Annotated in this window: 10 protein-coding genes and 2 pseudogenes; 2 read left to right on the top strand and 10 right to left on the bottom strand. The window is 69.2% G+C overall.

Annotated features, from left to right (window positions below; translation table 11 throughout):
* Positions 1–1,289: 1,289 nt before the first annotated feature.
* Complete coding sequence (locus OG381_RS45875) at positions 1,290–3,269, bottom strand: amino acid transporter (RefSeq protein ID WP_327721928.1); 1,980 nt, start codon at positions 3,267–3,269, stop codon at positions 1,290–1,292.
* Positions 3,270–3,585: 316 nt separating this feature from the next.
* Entirely contained in the window at positions 3,586–3,759 is a 174-nt protein-coding gene (locus OG381_RS45870; protein WP_327721927.1) for a CsbD family protein, read from the bottom strand.
* A gap of 280 nt (positions 3,760–4,039) precedes the next feature.
* Here OG381_RS45870 and OG381_RS45865 point away from each other — a divergent pair.
* Positions 4,040–4,130: pseudogene (locus OG381_RS45865) on the top strand (oxidoreductase); the annotation flags it as partial.
* Between the two features lie 66 nt (positions 4,131–4,196).
* On the opposite strand, the pseudogene OG381_RS49795 reads toward OG381_RS45865, so the two are convergent.
* Positions 4,197–4,244 (bottom strand): annotated as a pseudogene (locus OG381_RS49795) (hypothetical protein); the annotation flags it as partial.
* Between the two features lie 347 nt (positions 4,245–4,591).
* Between OG381_RS49795 and OG381_RS45860 the strand changes: the two are divergent.
* Complete coding sequence (locus tag OG381_RS45860; RefSeq protein ID WP_030933194.1) at positions 4,592–4,762, top strand: DUF5670 family protein; 171 nt, start codon at positions 4,592–4,594, stop codon at positions 4,760–4,762.
* Between the two features lie 365 nt (positions 4,763–5,127).
* Here the strand turns inward: OG381_RS45860 and OG381_RS45855 are convergent, their stop codons facing one another.
* The 7 genes from OG381_RS45855 to OG381_RS45825 all read right to left on the bottom strand — a co-directional run bounded on the left by OG381_RS45855 (position 5,128) and on the right by OG381_RS45825 (position 15,991).
* A complete protein-coding gene (locus tag OG381_RS45855; protein WP_327721926.1) occupies positions 5,128–5,619 on the bottom strand; it encodes a hemerythrin domain-containing protein in 492 nt (163 codons plus the stop codon).
* 131 nt (positions 5,620–5,750) lie between these two features.
* On the bottom strand, positions 5,751–6,755 hold the full coding sequence (locus OG381_RS45850) for a hypothetical protein (protein ID WP_327721925.1): 1,005 nt from the start codon (positions 6,753–6,755) through the stop codon (positions 5,751–5,753).
* A 317-nt stretch (positions 6,756–7,072) separates the two neighbouring features.
* Complete coding sequence (locus OG381_RS45845; RefSeq protein ID WP_327721924.1) at positions 7,073–8,017, bottom strand: NADP-dependent oxidoreductase; 945 nt, start codon at positions 8,015–8,017, stop codon at positions 7,073–7,075.
* A gap of 703 nt (positions 8,018–8,720) precedes the next feature.
* Positions 8,721–12,107 carry a S8 family peptidase gene (locus OG381_RS45840; protein WP_327721923.1) on the bottom strand — a complete coding sequence of 1,129 codons (3,387 nt, stop codon included), beginning with the start codon at positions 12,105–12,107 and terminating at the stop codon, positions 8,721–8,723.
* Positions 12,107–13,183 (bottom strand): CU044_5270 family protein, encoded by a 1,077-nt coding sequence (locus OG381_RS45835; RefSeq protein ID WP_327721922.1) that lies wholly within the window; start codon positions 13,181–13,183, stop codon positions 12,107–12,109. Before OG381_RS45835 ends, OG381_RS45840 begins: the two co-directional genes overlap by 1 nt.
* Positions 13,180–13,812, bottom strand: coding sequence for an RNA polymerase sigma factor (locus OG381_RS45830; protein ID WP_443062070.1), 633 nt, complete (start codon positions 13,810–13,812; stop codon positions 13,180–13,182). Before OG381_RS45830 ends, OG381_RS45835 begins: the two co-directional genes overlap by 4 nt.
* 394 nt (positions 13,813–14,206) lie before the next feature.
* Entirely contained in the window at positions 14,207–15,991 is a 1,785-nt protein-coding gene (locus OG381_RS45825; protein WP_327721920.1) for a ThuA domain-containing protein, read from the bottom strand.
* Positions 15,992–16,004: the final 13 nt, after the last annotated feature.

Here is a 16,004-nt window from a genome sequence, read left to right as displayed (position 1 = left end):
CACCGGAGCATCCAGATCCTTCCCCACCCACGGTCCGACCTCCACCCTCTTGCCTCAAAGACATAGTTGTCAAATGGCAACTGTCCGCCCGGTGCCAATCTGACCTCCGAACCCAGATACCCCAACTCACGGCGACCTGCATGACTGTGGGCAACGTCTCTCGCTATGTAAGGACACAAGCCCCGCCTGTTCGACGCCCCGAACAACCTCAAGCACAGAGGCCGCTCGCCGAGGCCTACGGAGACACGACCTCCGACGAGCTGGAGAAGGTCGGGCCGTTCCGATCACCCGGCCGCTCCACTACGCTCAGTAGCGGGCGGTCGGCTCCCCCGCCCCCGCCCTGAAGGCTCCCAGCCCCCGAGTCGCGCGACCGTCCCATGCACAGGCCAGCTGGAGCCGCCACAATCGCCGACATCGCGGCCCCAGCCCCTGCCCTCCGGCGGCGGGGCCACTCCCGCGGCGCCGCGTCGAAGGGCACCCGCGCGAGGACACGACCCAAGGGGAGCGTCGGGTCCTCGCGCGAGGCGGTCGCCACCCTCGCCGACGGGCGGCGGCCGCCACACTCAGCCACCCCAGGCGCGGCTTCAACCTCAACACCGGTGCACGCCGCATCCGAGCATGATGGCCTTTCAGCCCTGACACGCATCGGCACCAGCCGACGGGCAGGGAAGTGCCCGCACGGCACGGCCGCACGGGCACGCAGCCGGTGCCCTCCCGCCAACGACCGGCCACAGCCTCAGCAGCGCCGACTCCGCCGTGGCATCCCCGACAGGGCATCCCAGCACGGCAGCCATCGCTTCAGGAGAGCTGCCACCGCGTGTCACCCCGCCGTCCTGGCGGAGCCTGACACTCCATCAACAGCCATCCTCCTCCCCCGCAGAGCAAAAGGAGCTGGCCCAACAGCACGGAATACAGGCCGAACGGCCCCTCATACGAGGCCAGTTCACACACATCCCGGGACCCGCCTCCCGCAGGACCTCCTTCGAAGAGCCCCGCCCTGATGTGATGCTCCGCGTCAGGCCAAGAGCGTCAAGCTGTTCCAGTCGGGGGGCAGGCGAAACCAAAAGCTCGCCCTAGATCTATGGAGAACCCGGCAGGACGACCTCCCGCGAACAGCGGACCGCATCTGGCGAACTCTCGCCGACTGACACGGAGGCCGGCCTGGTCGGCTTGAGTGGTCATCTCCTGAACGGCGCGGTCGGCCTGCCCCGCGAGGATCGTGGTCAGTTGGCCGGCAACCCAGGCATCGGCTTCCGCGGTGCCGACCTTGCAGGTGGGGCGGTGCAGTGTCAGCCTCCGACGTGGATACCGGGGCGGCGGGCGGGATCGGGCTGGTGCTGGCGGATGATCTCGCGGGTGACAGGGGCGGTATCGCCGCGGCCGAGCAGGAAGTAGCGGAACATGTGGGTCAGGGGGCTGCCTTCGGCCCAGGCGAAGAAGCAGTGCGGCTGGACGCCGGTGGTCTCGTGCAGGTTGAGGAGGATCGCGGCGATGGCGTTCGGCGCGGCGGGGGCTTCGGCGCGCAGGATCCGGTACCCGTCGACTTCTACGCCGTGAACATGGAGGGTCTCACTGAAATCGGACGGGTCCACCACGTCGATCTCCAGGAAGATCACGTCGGCGAGGCCGGGTACCGGGTTGGTCCCGCGCTGCTCCCGTTCCTTGTCCGCGTACTCGGCTCCGTCGCCGGCCTCGCGCCGGTTGGCGATGATGTTGATGGCGTTGTCGTGGGCGAGCGTGTCGGCGATGAACTGGCGGGCGGCCTCATCGAACTCGATTTTCTCTGCGCGTAGTTCGGTGGTGCGGGAGATGCGGGAGATCAGCGAGACGATGATGATGCCGAGGATGAACATCGCGGAGATGGTGATGCCGTCCGGCTTGTCGATGATGTTGGCGACCAGCGCGTAGAGCAGCACCGCGGTGAGCGCAGCGAATCCCGCAGTCACGGCGCGTTGGCGGCGGTGGTGGGCGGAGACGGTGACGGCGAACGCGCCGGAGACCATCATGGCGAGGATGCCGGTGGCGTAGGCGCCAGCCTGGGCGTCGACGTCGGCGTCGAAGGCGAGGGTGATGATGATGCACAGGACCGTGTAGACCAGGACGACGGGTCGCACTGCGCGGCCCCACTCGGGGGCCATGCCGTAGGCCGGTAGATAGCGCGGAACGATGTTGACCAGTCCGGCCATCGCGGAGGCGCCGGCGAACCAGAGGATCAGAATGGTGCTGATGTCGTAGGCGGTGCCGAAGGCTTCCCCGACGTGTTCGTGGGCCAACCAGGAAAGAGCCCGGCCGTTGGCCCCGCCGCCTTCCTCGAACTCCTTGTGGGGAATGAGGACGGTGGTGACGAAGCTGGCGGCCAACAGGTAGACGCTCATGACCAGCGCGGCGGTCGTGAGCAGCTTGCGGGCGTTGCGGATGCGGGACTTCAGTCGCTGCTCGGTGGTCTGGCCCTCGGCGGAGATGAGCGGCATCATGCTCACCCCGGTCTCGAACCCGGACAGGCCCAGCACCAGCAGCGGGAAGGCGAGCAGCGCGGGTCCGGCCAGGTCACCCAGTCCGCCGCCTTCGACGAGTGCGCTGCTCCATGCCGAAAGGGGGCCGGGGTTGGTGAACATATCCACCAGGCCGACGCCGATGGTTACCGCGTTGAGCGTGAGGAAAATGGCGACCAAAGGGATGGCTACACTCACGGCCTCGCTGAACCCGAGCAGGAACACCCCGCCCAGGAGCACCAGGAGCGCCAAGGTGATGGCGACCTCGTGTCCGTGCAGTGCCTGCGGAGCGTAGGCGTTCTCCACCAGATGCACGGAGGCGTCAGCCTCGGACAGGGTGATCGTGATGATCCACGAGGTCACCACGAACCCGAGCAGGACCAGGACGAACAGTTTGCCCCGCCAAAACGGCAGCAGGTCCTCGAGCATCGCCACCGATCCGGCCCCGTGCGGACTCTCGCGGGCCACCCGCCGGTACATCGGCAGCATCCCCAGCAGGGTCAGAAGCACGAGCACAAGCGTGGCCACCGGGGAGACCGCACCGGCTGCCAGGGCGGCGATCGCCGGCACGTAGGCCAGGCTGGAGAAGTAGTCGACGCCGGTCAGGCACATCACCTTCCACCAGGCATGAGACTCCTCCGCACCTGTCTCCGCCGCCGAGCTGACCGCCTGCACCCGATGCTGGAGCAACCACCGCGCCACAACGCCACCCTGGCGCTCCGATACGGCCGGGTTCTCCACCACGTCCGTAGCGGCCAGATCGTTCACGTCCGTCATATCCCCCACACCCTTGAACCCGACCCTTACAACCCAGCACGAGGCTCCACAGCCCCGCAATGATCAACGAGTATGCAGCCTCCCGACACCCTGCCTCACCCCACCGGGACGACAGGGGCTACGCCAAGGCCCACCCCCGCCTTCTCTTCCCGCCACCTGCGGTGCAGGGTCCTCGAGTAAGGAGAGCGGTCGCACACAGGCATGGCCATGTTCACGGCACCTCTCGCGCGTCATCCGGGTGGACACAGCAAGGGGCCGCAGCACCCCTTCCGAGGAAGTGGCTGCGGCCCCTCTTGCTGTGCAGGAGGCGTGGGGGTCATTCCTTGAGGACGTCCTTGACATGCTCGCCGGCCTGCTTGAGGTCACCCTTGGCCTGCTCCGCCCGGCCTTCGGCCTCAAGCCGCTCGTTGCCGACCGCCTTGCCGACCGTCTCCTTGACCTTTCCCTTGGCCTTGTCGCCGGTGTTCTCGACCTTGTCCTTGCCACTCATCGCGGCCTCCCTCGATTGACCAACCAGCATGTCTACCTGTCCTCGGGTGCCCAGCAGCCCGCCGCTGATGCATGTCCTGTCCCGCATGTAACGGGGCAGGCACGTCGGCGAATTCGGTTGTGGTCGCGAAATGGCGCTGCGGGCGGCGGGATGTTGGCCGGGAACGGGCGTGGGGCGCGAACGTGAGGTGATCGGAGTGTCGCTGTGTCCACGTCCGCCGGGTGAATTCCGGCCCAGACCGCCGAGGCGGCCCAGCCGGCGATTCCGATGGACTGTCGTCCTGAGCAACTCCCGCGGCCCCGAGTCCCTCAGCGATCTCGTCGCCGAGCTCGGCCCGCGCGCCCGGGCGGCCACTCCCGCTGAGGCCGGCAGGTGTTCCCGTTGCGTCCGTCGCGGACCAGGGCGCCGCTGCGTTCCAGGTTCTGCAGGTGGTAGACCACCGATGCCGGGCTGCGCAGTCCCAGGACCGCTCCGAGCTCACGCACCGACGGCTTCCCCTCGGTCGAGGATCGAGCGGCGGATCTGGGACAGGGCCTGCTCCTTGCGCACCGTGAGGTGCTCCGGCCGGCGGCTCACCGGGCACCTTTCAACGCCCAAAGCTGTCGCTCCTGGCGGCGCAGTTCCGCGCGGGCCGCTGGCACTTCCGTAGCCGTGCGCATCCAGCACGGGTGCCTACCGGGCCGCGCCTCCGATCGCTCTGCCGCCCACCGGCCACAGGTGGACACCGTGAAGAAACTGGGTTGAGTGCCCGCATAAGCAGTGGAGAAACCAGGGAAATCGACCGCGTGTTCTTGCATTTGCCGGGCACGAGGAGCGACGGAGGTTGATAACTATGGTTCCCCTGCTTCTCGTTCTTCTGCTGGCTCTGATCCTCTTCGGCGCGGGTTTCGCTCTGAAGGCACTGTGGTGGATCGCGGTCATCGTGCTGGTCGTCTGGCTGCTGGGCTTTGTCATGCGCTCCGCGGACACAGGCGGCCGCAAGGGCCGCTGGTATCGCTGGTAACCCCGCAATCAGCAGCATGCCTGTGGGCTCCGGAGACATCCGGAGCCCACAGGCATGTCCTGGAAGGACCAAACTCGCCGGCAAACGGTGTAACTACCACCTTCCCGGGGCACCGGGCCTCATAGCTGGGGCCCGGTGAAGCAGTGGAACCTGCGCCTCCAAACCACCGGACCCCAGCCTCCCCGGCGTCCTGCATCGCGCGCTCGCCGGACAGCAGATCACCCGCGAGTTCACGGCCGTCAGGACCCAGACCCAACTACGGTCCCTCTCCCTGCACCCGGGAAGGAAGTGCGCGGGAACCTGAAGGTCGGCGGGCGGGGCCTCCCAGCGCCGACGACCGTCCGGGCCGGGGCAACGGGTTGCGGTCAGGAGCCGACGATGCGGCGTACGTTGTCGACGGCACCGCAGCCTTCCTTCAGCTGACGCGCGCGCTCTTCCATAAACGCCTCGCCCAGCTCCTCACGGCGCTCCATGGCCACGCTCTCGCGTGCTCCGTTGAGGATGGTGCGCTCCTCCTCATCGGCGTGGTGGGTGACGGCCTGGACGAGTTCTTCCAGCTTCTCGTCCCATTCCTCGGAGCCGACCTCGTCGACTTCCAGGAGTTCCAGGAGTGCCTTGTTGCCCTCCTCGTGCTCCTCCTCGCCGTGTTCCACCTCTTCATCGTCGATCTTCTTGTAGCGCTTGAGGGCGGGATAGACCTTCGCCTCTTCCGCGAGCGCGTGCGCGATCAGCAGATCGGAGAATTCCCGCAGAGCGGCAGCCCGGTCGGCTTCGACGCTGCGCATCAGCCGAAAGAGATCCTCCATCTTCCGGTGGTCCTGGAGAATGAGTTCAACGACGTCTCGCGTCTCTGCCATGGGACTCTCATCACTTTCGTGCGGGGGGGACCTTGCCAAAATCCTGCTACCCCATCCAGTGACGTTCAACAGGACGGCCTGGTCAACGACGAGCAGAACCCCTGGACCGTCCTGCACCGGCCCCTATCTCTTTAGTCAAGCGGATTGGGGCGTTGTTCCAGTCTGTGGGTTGTTTCAGTCTCGGGTGTGGGGTCGATGCCGATGTGTGAATAGACCCAGCCTGCTGGGGCGTTGGTGGAGCGGACTGCCTCGTAGAGATGTCGGTCAGGTCCTGCCCGGCCGCCAGAGGTGCGGAACCGGGCGGGAGGTGTCCCGTCCGAACCGAGTTTCACGATCTTTGTTCGGCCGTTGGAGGGGCCTCCGACGACCTTGATGCCGACGTTGTTGTTGACCACCTCGCCAGCCAGCCAGCGGTGGATGAGTTGCATGTGCTCGGATTCTTCTGCCGCCATGGAGCCAGCCGAGCACGGGCAGGTCGGAAGGGACAAGGTACTCACCTCATGTCGCCCTGGCTGGAGCCCGAGGCCGACCTGACCGGCGGTGTGGCAACGCAGCCGGACGCGGGAGCAGCCGATCAACAGCACCACGGGAGCCAACACAAGCAACCAGGGGCCGAAGACCGTCACGAGAATGGTGAGGGCGCCGGAAGCGACGGCGGAGTGCACCGACACCTTCCAGAAGAAGGTGACCACCAAGAGGGCGAGCAGAACGGCGACCATCGCCGTCACCAGGGCCGTCACCTCGACGGGAGCACCGAACCCATGCAGCAATGCGGTGCCGGTGATGACCGAGGCCATCACCCCTGGGGCCGCCACGATACGGTCCTGCCGCCGCCGCACATGCCGGTCGCCCCAGTACTGGCGGCGCTCACCGAACCGAAGAATCACCGTGGGCAACACTCCGGTGAACGCCGCCGCGACCGCTCCCCAGCCGATGCCGACCCAACCGTCGCCGTGCCAGCCCAGCAGCGGGGCCAAGAGCAGCATCCAGTTCCGTGGCTCGCCGCCGTCACTGAGCAGCCACGCCCAGCGCGCCTCCGCTCGAGGCACCACCTCCGGGACCGCAAGGCGCCCCTGACCGGGCAGTGCTGCTGCGACCGGTGAAGCAGCCCAAGCCACAGCCTCGTCGTCCGGCACCCTGAAAGCCCCCGTCCCTCACGTGATCATGCTCTCGCCGTGCGCGGCGTCCATCGTCAAAACGACACTCGCACCGGGCCGGTCACGACACCGGCGCAGCTGCCTCGACACCCCTCGTGACGTTGTCTTCGCCCCCTGAGCGCGGGTAGCGGGGCGGGCGGGCCCGCCCGCAGCGTCGCCGAGCAGGGCCGGCCACATGGCGCGCCGCGATGTCACCTATGGCCGGTGGTGTGGCGTCCGCTAGGCGCTGGCCATCGGGGCCAGCGCCTGGGCGATTTCGGGATCCGAGCTGAGTACCTTTCGGTGGAGGATCGGTGTCAGGCGGCGGGCGGGACGACGATGACCTTGCCGTGCACGCTGCCGTCGGCGGCCCGGGCATGGAGTGCCGGCAGGTCGGCCAGCGGCAGCCGTTCGGCGACGTCGACGCGCAGTTCGCCGCGGTCGGTCAGCGCCACGAGTTGGGCCAGCTGTTCGGCGTCGCTGCGGACGAACAGGTCGATGCCGCGTACGTCGCGCTGCTCGTCGCTGGGGGCGGGCATCCACACCGTCGTGTTCACCAGGGCCCCGCCGGGGCGGACCAGGGTCAGGAGCGCGGCCAGTTCGTCCGGGGTGACCGGTGCGAGGTTGAGTGCGAGGTCGACCGGTTCGGTCACCGCCGCGGTCACGCTGGTGGTGGTGTGGTCGATGACTTCGTCGGCGCCGGCCGAGGTGACGGTCTGGCTGCTGCGCGGGCCGGCTGTGGCGATGACGTGGGCGCCGGCGTTCTTGGCCAGCTGCACGGCGTAGCCGCCGACCGCTCCCCCGGCTCCGTTGATCAGCACGCGCTGCCCGGCCGTCAGCTTGCCGTGGTCGAACAGCGCCTGCCACGCGGTCAGACCCACCAGCGGCAGCGCGGCGGCATCCGCCAGCGGGACGCTCTTGGGCGCCGGGGTCAGGGCTTCGGCCGGCGCGAGAACGTACTGCGCGGCGGCGCCGGTGCCGTCCATCGGCAGGAAGCCGACAACCTCGTCACCGACCGCGATACCGTCCACGCCCTCCCCCAGCGCGTCGACGGTGCCGGCGACGTCGATGCCGGGCGTGTGCGGCAGCACCACCGGTATCGGGCCCTGCATGAAGCCGGCGCGGATGTTGCCGTCGACGGGGTTGAACGACGTCGCGGCGACACGGACCCGGACCTCGCCGGCGCCGGGGGCGGGCTGCTCCACGTCCTCGTAGCGCAGGACGCCCGCATCGCCGTACTCGTTAAAACGCACTGCCTTCATGGGAGTTCTCGCCTTCACTGCGATCAGAGTTGCTTCGAATTCGAAGTAACTGTTGAGGAGACTACATCTGCTTCGAATTCGAAGCAAGTGGTGTCGGTCACCGCCGACGAGAGCACCAGCAGCACCGGCATGCCAGAGAGGACTCCGTGCCCGAGGACGGCGAACGAGTCGAACACCCCACTCGGGCATGCACCGAGCACCGGGGCCACCACCAGTCGAGGCGGCCCTGACGGCGCATCGGCTACGCCGCTCTCGCCGCCGTTGACGCACCTGCCGATTCCGCCGCACTCGGCCGGCAGCTCGAGACGGCGTTCGCCTGAGCCGACCTGCCCGAGGGATCCGCTGTTCCTGCCCCCATCAGGCGGGAGTTCAGCTCCCCACGCCTCGACGCCGGGAGCCAAGCCCTACTCGGCAAGACGGCACGAGGACCCATGGCGGAGGACCCGACGGGACCCCGCTTCCTGTCCGTCCCTTCTGCCGGCCCCCCTGCCGTCCAGGCCTCCCACAGGGCGGCCCTGATCGCCTCCTGCGACTCCTGCGGTTCGGTCTCCTCGCCCGGAGTTTCGGCTCGTTCGTCCATGTCCATCTCTCCTTCGGCCTGTTCTTCTCCGGGCGTGACGCCGCACGGCGGCGACCGGCAACCGGTTCGCCGCACGCGGGTTGCAGGGAGCTGACGAGCATTTCGCGGGTTGTGCCCGGTGGGTCAGGTGAGGAGGTACGCCCTCAGGATCGTCGCCGAGTAGGTGTTGCCCGCGGTGTCGGTCAGGGTCGTCTTGAAGGAGACGGAACGGGCCTTGGCCGGATGGGTGAGGGCAAGGGTCTTCTTGCCGTGGTCGGTGGTCACGCCGACGGCGGACCAGGTTGCTCCGGCGTCGTAGGAGACCTTCACCACCAGGGACTTCAGGTGCTTGGCGGCCGGGCCCTCGATGGAGAGCGGGACCGTGGTGCGGCGGCCGGAGGCGGCCGTGCCGGTGGGGGTGAGGGTGGGATGGAAGCGGACGGTGGAGAGAGGGAGGGGGGTGGAGGCGCTCGGTTGCTGTGACGTGTGTTTCGAGGTGAAGGTCCAGGCCGCGGTGAGGCGGCTGGTGGTTGCGGCCACCGTGGCCGGGCGGGTCAGGTCCGTGCGGATCGTGTACCGGGTCGAGCCGGCCGGAAGGTCGTCGACGGTCTGGCAGAGGTCGCCGTCGTTGTCGAGGAGGGTGCTGCCGCCCGCCGTGACCGTCGTGTGCCGTGCGGCCACGGAGGACGCCGGGTGGCCGGCGCCGTCGGCCAGGTCGGGGACGCACAGGTCGAGCGTGTCACCGCTGCGACGCGCGCCGTACGCGCCGCCGACGAGCGGGCTGAAGACGCCCACGTTGTACGTCGACTCGTACGTCCGTCCCGCCCGGTAGGACACCGGGCTCTCCTTGCCGTAGAACACGTCGGTGTCGTCCCCGGAGGCGTTCTGCTGGCCGAGGCCGACCGTCCAGCCGAATCCCTTGGGCGTGGTGACGTAGGTCTTCGCCGTCGCTGGAAGCGGGAACGGGGCGCTCACCGTGCCCAGCGCCAGGGAGGGTCCGTGCCACAGGGCGTTGACGATGCCCTTGCGGTGGGCGACGGAGGAGCCGAAGTGGCGCTTCAACAGGGCGAGTTCGCTCATGCGCGCGGTGTGCCGATAGCCGGTGGGGAAGCGGTCGGGCAGGTTGTAGAGGAGGTTGTAGGTGGTGCTTCCCTTCTGCCACAGGCCGCCGAGCTGCGTGCTGAGCTTCCCGGGTGCGGCGGCCGGCCCCAGCGTCGCGGTGCGCCGATTCGTGAACGGGCCCCAGAACAGAGTCGTGTTGTGCGCGCCGCTTGCGGTGCTCACGCCGAAGTTGAGGAAGCCGTCCAGCATCTTCCCGCCACCGCTCGGCGGAGTGATGTCGACCGGTCTGGCCTTGCGGGCGTCGAAGGTGACCGTCGTGTTCCTGGTGATCGAGAGTTTCGGCCGGACGAGGGCCGTAGCGCCCTCGGCTCTGGTTCCGCCTTCGGCTGCGGACATCACCGTGTCGACGACATAGTCACCACGTGGGACGCGCACCTTGTAGACGCCTTTGGCGATCTGCTGCGAGTCGTTCAGTTCCGTGGTCCAGTAGTCGCCCGAGTGGCCGAAGATCTCGGTCAGCGGCGAGCTGACGGGTTTTCCGCCCCGGTCCAGGAACTTCAGGGTCAGATCGTGCGCCTCGGCCTCGCGTACGACGCCGAAAGCCGTCCGTACGGTCGTGTCGGCGCCCTGTCCGGCGGCGATGACCGCGCCCGTGTACGCGCCGTCCGTCGCCTCGGTGCGGGTGTCCGCGGTGAGGTCGACGCTCGCGGTGCCGCCCGCGGGGACGGTGAGTCGCGGGGCGCTGAGCCTGAACATGCCCTCGGGCGCGGTCTGTCCGGACGGGCCGGTCGCGGTGGCGGCGAGGTCCAGGGTGACCGGAGAGTCGCCGTCGTTGCGGTAGGTGAGGGACCGGGTGAGCGGCTGGTCGTCGGAGTGGGGCCACCGCTGCTCGCTGAAGGACACCGAGGTCTGCTCGCTCACCACGGTCTGGGTGAGCGCCGGCGCCACGGAGATCCGCCCGGTTCCCTGCTGGTAGCCGGTCAGGCCGGCCGTCGGGACCGCGGAGGCGGTCAGTGCCTGCTTGATCCGTTCTCCCGTCCAGTCGGGGTGCCGCTGTGCCACGATCGCGGCGGCCCCCGCGACATGCGGCGTCGCCATCGACGTACCGGACAGGGAGACGTAGCCGTCCGCCGCCGGGTCGCCCAGTTCGCCGTGTGCCGCCTTGGCCGAGACGATGTCCACGCCCGGCGCGGTGAGGTCGGGCTTCAGCGCGCTGTCGGCGGTCGGGCCGGTGCTGGAGAAGTCGGCGATACGGTCCTTGCCGTCTACCGCGCCCACCGAGAGCGCCGACTCGGCCGTGCTCGGGGAGCTGAGAGTCCCGGGCCCGGGACCGTCGTTGCCCGCCGCGGCAACGGTGAGCATGCCGGTGCTCCTGGAGAGGGCGTTCACAGCCGCCTCGACCGGGTCGTCGCCCGGTGTGTCGGTCTGGCCGAGGCTGAGGTTGGCCACCTTCGCGCCCTGCGCGGCGGCCCACTCCAGGCCGGCGATGATGCCGGAAGCGCTGCCCTCGCCGCTGTCGTCGAGCACCTTGGCGTTGAGGATCTCGGCGCCGGGCGCGACGCCCGTGTACAGACCGCCGGATCTGGCCCCCGAACCGGCCACGGTCGCCGCGACATGCGTGCCGTGGCCGCTGCGGTCATCCGTGCTGCCGGTGCCGCTGAAGTCCTTCGACTCGGTGACCAGCGAGGCGAGGTCCGGGTGTGTGGTGTCGATGCCTGTGTCCAGGACAGCGACCTTGACGCCCTTGCCGTCGTACCCGGCGGCCCAGGCGTCCGGCGCGCCGATCTGTGTGACGTTGCCGCTGGCCTCCCCCTGCACCGCCCGTGCCGTGAACCGGCCGTCCAGCCAGACCCGGGCGACTCCCGGGGCGGTGGTAAGGGTCTTCCAGGCTTCGTCGGCCTCGGACTTGGGCACGGTGAGCGCTGCCCCGCCCACGCTGGGCAGGTTCCGGCGTACGGTGACGTCCGCTTCCGCCACCAGCGACTTCTGGGTGTTCGCGCGCCGGGCGCCCGTCCCGTCGTACGCCACGATCAGCGGGAGCGTGCCGCGCCTGGTGTCGTCGTATCCGGCGCGTATCAGGGCGCTGACGTCGAACAGCCTCTTGTCCAGGGTGCCTTGGCCAATGCGGGCGGCGGCGTCGGCCGGCACGACGTACTGCTCACCGCCGAGGCGCCGGACGGACACCGGGACGTCTTCGCGTCCCGGGGCCTGCTGCACGCCGGTCACCCGGCCCCGGGCGTCCAGTCGGACCCGGTCCCCGGTGACCAGGGTGACGAACCGGGCCGGTGATCCGGCACTCGCCCCTGCGGCGGTGGCCGATCCGACGGTCCGCGCACCGAACTGGGAGGCGGTGTCAGTGTCCGCGGTGCGCAACCCGAGCCCCGTACCGGTGTCCGTCACCGAGACGCCCGTCATCACTCCCGCGACCAGCAGGGCGGCCAGCGCCGCCGATGAGGATCTGGTACGCATCAGCCCGCCTGCCCGGGAAGCTGCTTGCTGGCGTCGACGATGGCGCGCTGTGTGATCGCGCTGGTGAACGTGACGGTGCCGACCTTGAACGGACTGTCCGCCACCTTCTTGACCACGACGTTGCGCTCGCCGAGGAACTGCAGGGTCTTCTTGTCGAAGATCCACTCGGTGCGCTCGCCGGCGGCGTCGTTCTGCCGGGCGATCGCCACCCCGTGACGGCCCACGGCGTCGACCGCGTCGTCCACCGCCACCACCCCGGGGATCTTGGCCGCGGCCTTGTAGAGGGCGGCGGAGAGGTCGGCCGGCGGGTAGCTCTCGGTCAGCAGATCACCGATGGCGACGAAGGCCGCTTGGTCGCGGGGCACTTCGTGGTCCCGGACGGCGTCCGAGTCCCGGTAGATCCGCTGCAACAGCTGGTCAGGGTCGGTGGGCAGCTTCACCAAGGCGTCGTAGGCCGAGTCGATCGGGGTGTCGCTGGACAGGGTCATGCCCTCGTCGCTCGTCTCGCCCGCTTCGATCAGCCAGCCGTTCTTGCCGTCGAGGGAGTTCCAGACCTGGCGGGAGTGCAGCTCGTGGCTGACCACCGTGGTCTTGTTGTCGATGGTCTGGGGGTAGGTGCCGGCCACCTTCGAGGCGATGTAGATGTACTGGCCGGCGTGCGGGGTGGGCCCGGAGACCTCGGCGGCGGCCAAAGAGATGCGGTCGAGCAACTGGGGGGCGCCCTTGGCGTCGGCGGCGCCGATCTGGGTGGTCAGGGCGGGGCCGGCGGCCAGCGCGGCCCTACCGCCGCCCCCGTTGCCGCCGGACAGAGCGACGCCGGCCACCACCGCGCCGGCCAGGGCGAAGGCCGCGGCGGGCAGCACGATCGCACGGCGCAGGAACGGGTTGCGGCGCCGCGGGGCGAGGGCCGGGCGGGCGGGCGTACGGTCGGTGTGGAGGTCTTCGTGGATCTGGGCCATCATCTGCTCCTTGTGGAACTGGTGGCGGCCCGCCGGCAGATCCCGCTCGACGGAGGGCAGGAGTCCCTGGGTCTCCGTCCACTCAGCCGGACGTGGCTGGGAGGGGCTGGCGTTCATCGGTTTCCTTCCTGTGCGGACCGGATCACGTATCCGCGATCACCTGTTATCTGCCGGTTCGCGGTGGTGGGTTCCCGTTTTTCTCTGAGCAGTTCCGCGTCGGCGAGCTTGCGGAGCTTGCCGCGGGCGCGGGAGAGCCGGGAACGGACAGTGCCGACGGGAATGCCGAGGGCGCGGGCGGCCTCGGCATACTCCATGCCCTCCCACAGACACAGCGTCAGGACCTCGCGTTCGGGGCGCTTGAGCAGGCTGAGTGCGGTGAGCGTGGCGGCGATCCGACGCCGGTCGTCAAGCCGTGCGGCGGTTTCCTCGGCGTGGTCCTCGACCTGCTCCTCGGCGGCGCCCGCGGCTGCCGCCGCCTCGGCCGCGTTCCGGTAGCGCCGGTTGCTGCGGTACTGGGAGCGGGCGACGTTGGTCGCGATGCCCAGCAGCCACGGCCGCAGCGAGCCTCCGTCGGCCTCGACCGACGCACGACGCCGCCACGCCTCCATGAACGTCGTCGACATCACGTCCTCGGCCGCGGCCCAGTCGGCGGTCAGCCGGAAAGCATGGTTGTACACCGCACGGGCGTATGCGTCGAAAAGTTCCGCGAAGGCGTCCGCGTCTCCGTTTCGCACCCGGGTTCGCATATCTGTGGTCACGTCTTGAACTGACTGCGAGTGCGGGCGAGTTCCCGTGTCCTATGTCACACCGGTCCCGGGAGTCGCCTCCACACCCAGGAAGCGGCCAATCCGCACACCACTATCAAGCCGGGACACCGCGCAGATCGACCGTGACGACACGGTCGTCGTATCCCCGTCCCCGCGGCACGACTCGCCGCGCAGGCTGTTCGGCATGAACCGCTCAGTACGGCACAGGGCTATTACCGGGTGGGCCGGCAACGGCGGCGAGAGGCCGTCGAGCAGGTCACTCGGCCCGGGACCGGACGTGATACGGCCGGATACCGAGCGGATCATGTGCTGTAGCGGCGGGCGTACCCACCGCTACAGCACGCTGAGCGAAGTTTCCTGGTGCCTCAGTGGGTCAGGGAAGGGTCCATTTCTGGTTGGGGCCGGTGTGGCAGGTCCACAGATGGACCGGGGTGCCGTCGTTCCAGGTACCGCCGGAGGCATCGAGACACTTGCCGGACTGCGGATTGCGGACCGTCCCGTCCGACTGCGGCGCCCACCGCTGCGCTCCCGTGCCGTTGCACGTCCACAACTGGACCTTCGTACCGTCGGCACTGGCCCCGCCGGACACGTCCAGGCACTTGCCCAACGCCCGCACCGAACCGTCCGAAGCGACCGCCCAGCTCTGGGCACCGCTGCCGTTGCACGTCCACAACTGCACCTGCGTACCGTCCGCCGTCCCGGCATTGGCCACGTCGAGACACTTGCCGTTGACGCCCTTCACCGGGCCCGACACGGGGCCGGGAGGGGTGTCGTTCTCCGCGTCGATCCGGATGTTGCGGAACGCGACGTCGTCGCCGTCGCCGTGGTTCTGGATGCCGATGTGGCCCTGCTGGAGGCTGCGGGCGGGGTCGGTGTTGGTGAAGTCGTTGATCTTGTCCCCGTTGAGGAAGATCTCCAGTCGTTCGCCGGTGACGCGGAGTTCATACGTGTTCCACTCCCCCGGCGGGTTCAGTGCCGCGTCGCGTGCCGCGAGGTCGGCGGACCGGAACCCGTACACGGCGCCTGTGGTCCGGTCGGCCGCGTCGGTGGCGTCGATCTGGATCTCGTACCCGTTGTTCACCGCGGACCAGGGGTCGTCGGAGGCGGGGAAGCCGAGGAGGACGCCGGAGTTGTCGTCGCCCGCGGCTTTCCAGTCGAGCTTGAGAGAGTAGTCGCCGGTGAACTCCTTGCCCGCGTACCAGAGCATGCCCAGGCCGCCGTAGGAGCTGAGGCTGCCGTCGGCGGTGAGGGTGAAGCCGCCGGGGCCCGCCTGCCGCCAGCCGTTGGTGGAGGAGCCGTCGAAGAGTTTGGTGTAGCCGTTCTCCGGGCGGCAGTCCGCCTGGGTCATACCCGCGGCCCAGCGGATGCCCCCGAGGAGGTGTCGCCGGAAGGCGGGGTCGCTGTACGACTCTTCGGTGTGACCGCCGCCGGTGTAGAACGAGCGGCCCCCTCGGTAGTCCTTGCACCAGGCGATCGGGTGGTCGCCGGACATGTTCCCACCGGTGTAGCTGGACTCGTCGAGGGAGGCGAGCACGTGTGCGGTGGTGCGGGGGTTGGTGCGGTAGTTGTACCACTCGTCGGTGCGCTGCCAGGTGGTGCCGAGGTGTGCGGTGGCGTCGTGGGCCCGGTCCTCGACCTTGACGGTGGCCGGCTGAATGGCGGGGTGGGAGTGGAACAGGGCGCCGGCCAGGCCTTCGTAGAAGGGCCAGTCGTACTCGGTGTCGGCGGCGGCGTGGATGCCGACGTATCCGCCGCCGGCGTTGATGTACTGCTCGAAGGCGGTCTCTTGGGCGCTGCCGAGGACGTCTCCGGTCGTGGAGAGGAAGACGACCGCCTTGTACTGGCCGAGGTTGGCGGAGGTGAAGGCCTGGGGGTCCTCCGTGGCGTCCACGGTGAAGTTGTTGGCCGCGCCGAGGGCTTGCAGTGCCGCGACGCCCTCGTCGATGGAGGAGTGCCGGAAGCCCGCGGTGCGGGAGAACACGAGGATCTTGTACGAGGGGTCGGCCGCCGCGGCGGTCGTGGCGAGGGGGACCGGTTCCGCCTGGCGGGTGGTGCCGGCGGGCTGGTCCGTCGGTTCGGGTACGGCGGTGGCTTGCGGGGTCAGGCAGAGCAGGAGGCCGGTGAACAGGCCGATGGCCGCTGTGAGTCGCGTACGCATGTCAGGTCGCCTC

The sequence above is a fragment of the Streptomyces sp. NBC_00490 genome (genome assembly GCF_036013645.1).
GTDB classification, from domain to species: Bacteria; Actinomycetota; Actinomycetes; order Streptomycetales; family Streptomycetaceae; genus Streptomyces; species Streptomyces canus_F.
This window is presented reverse-complemented; position numbering and strand designations above follow the sequence as displayed.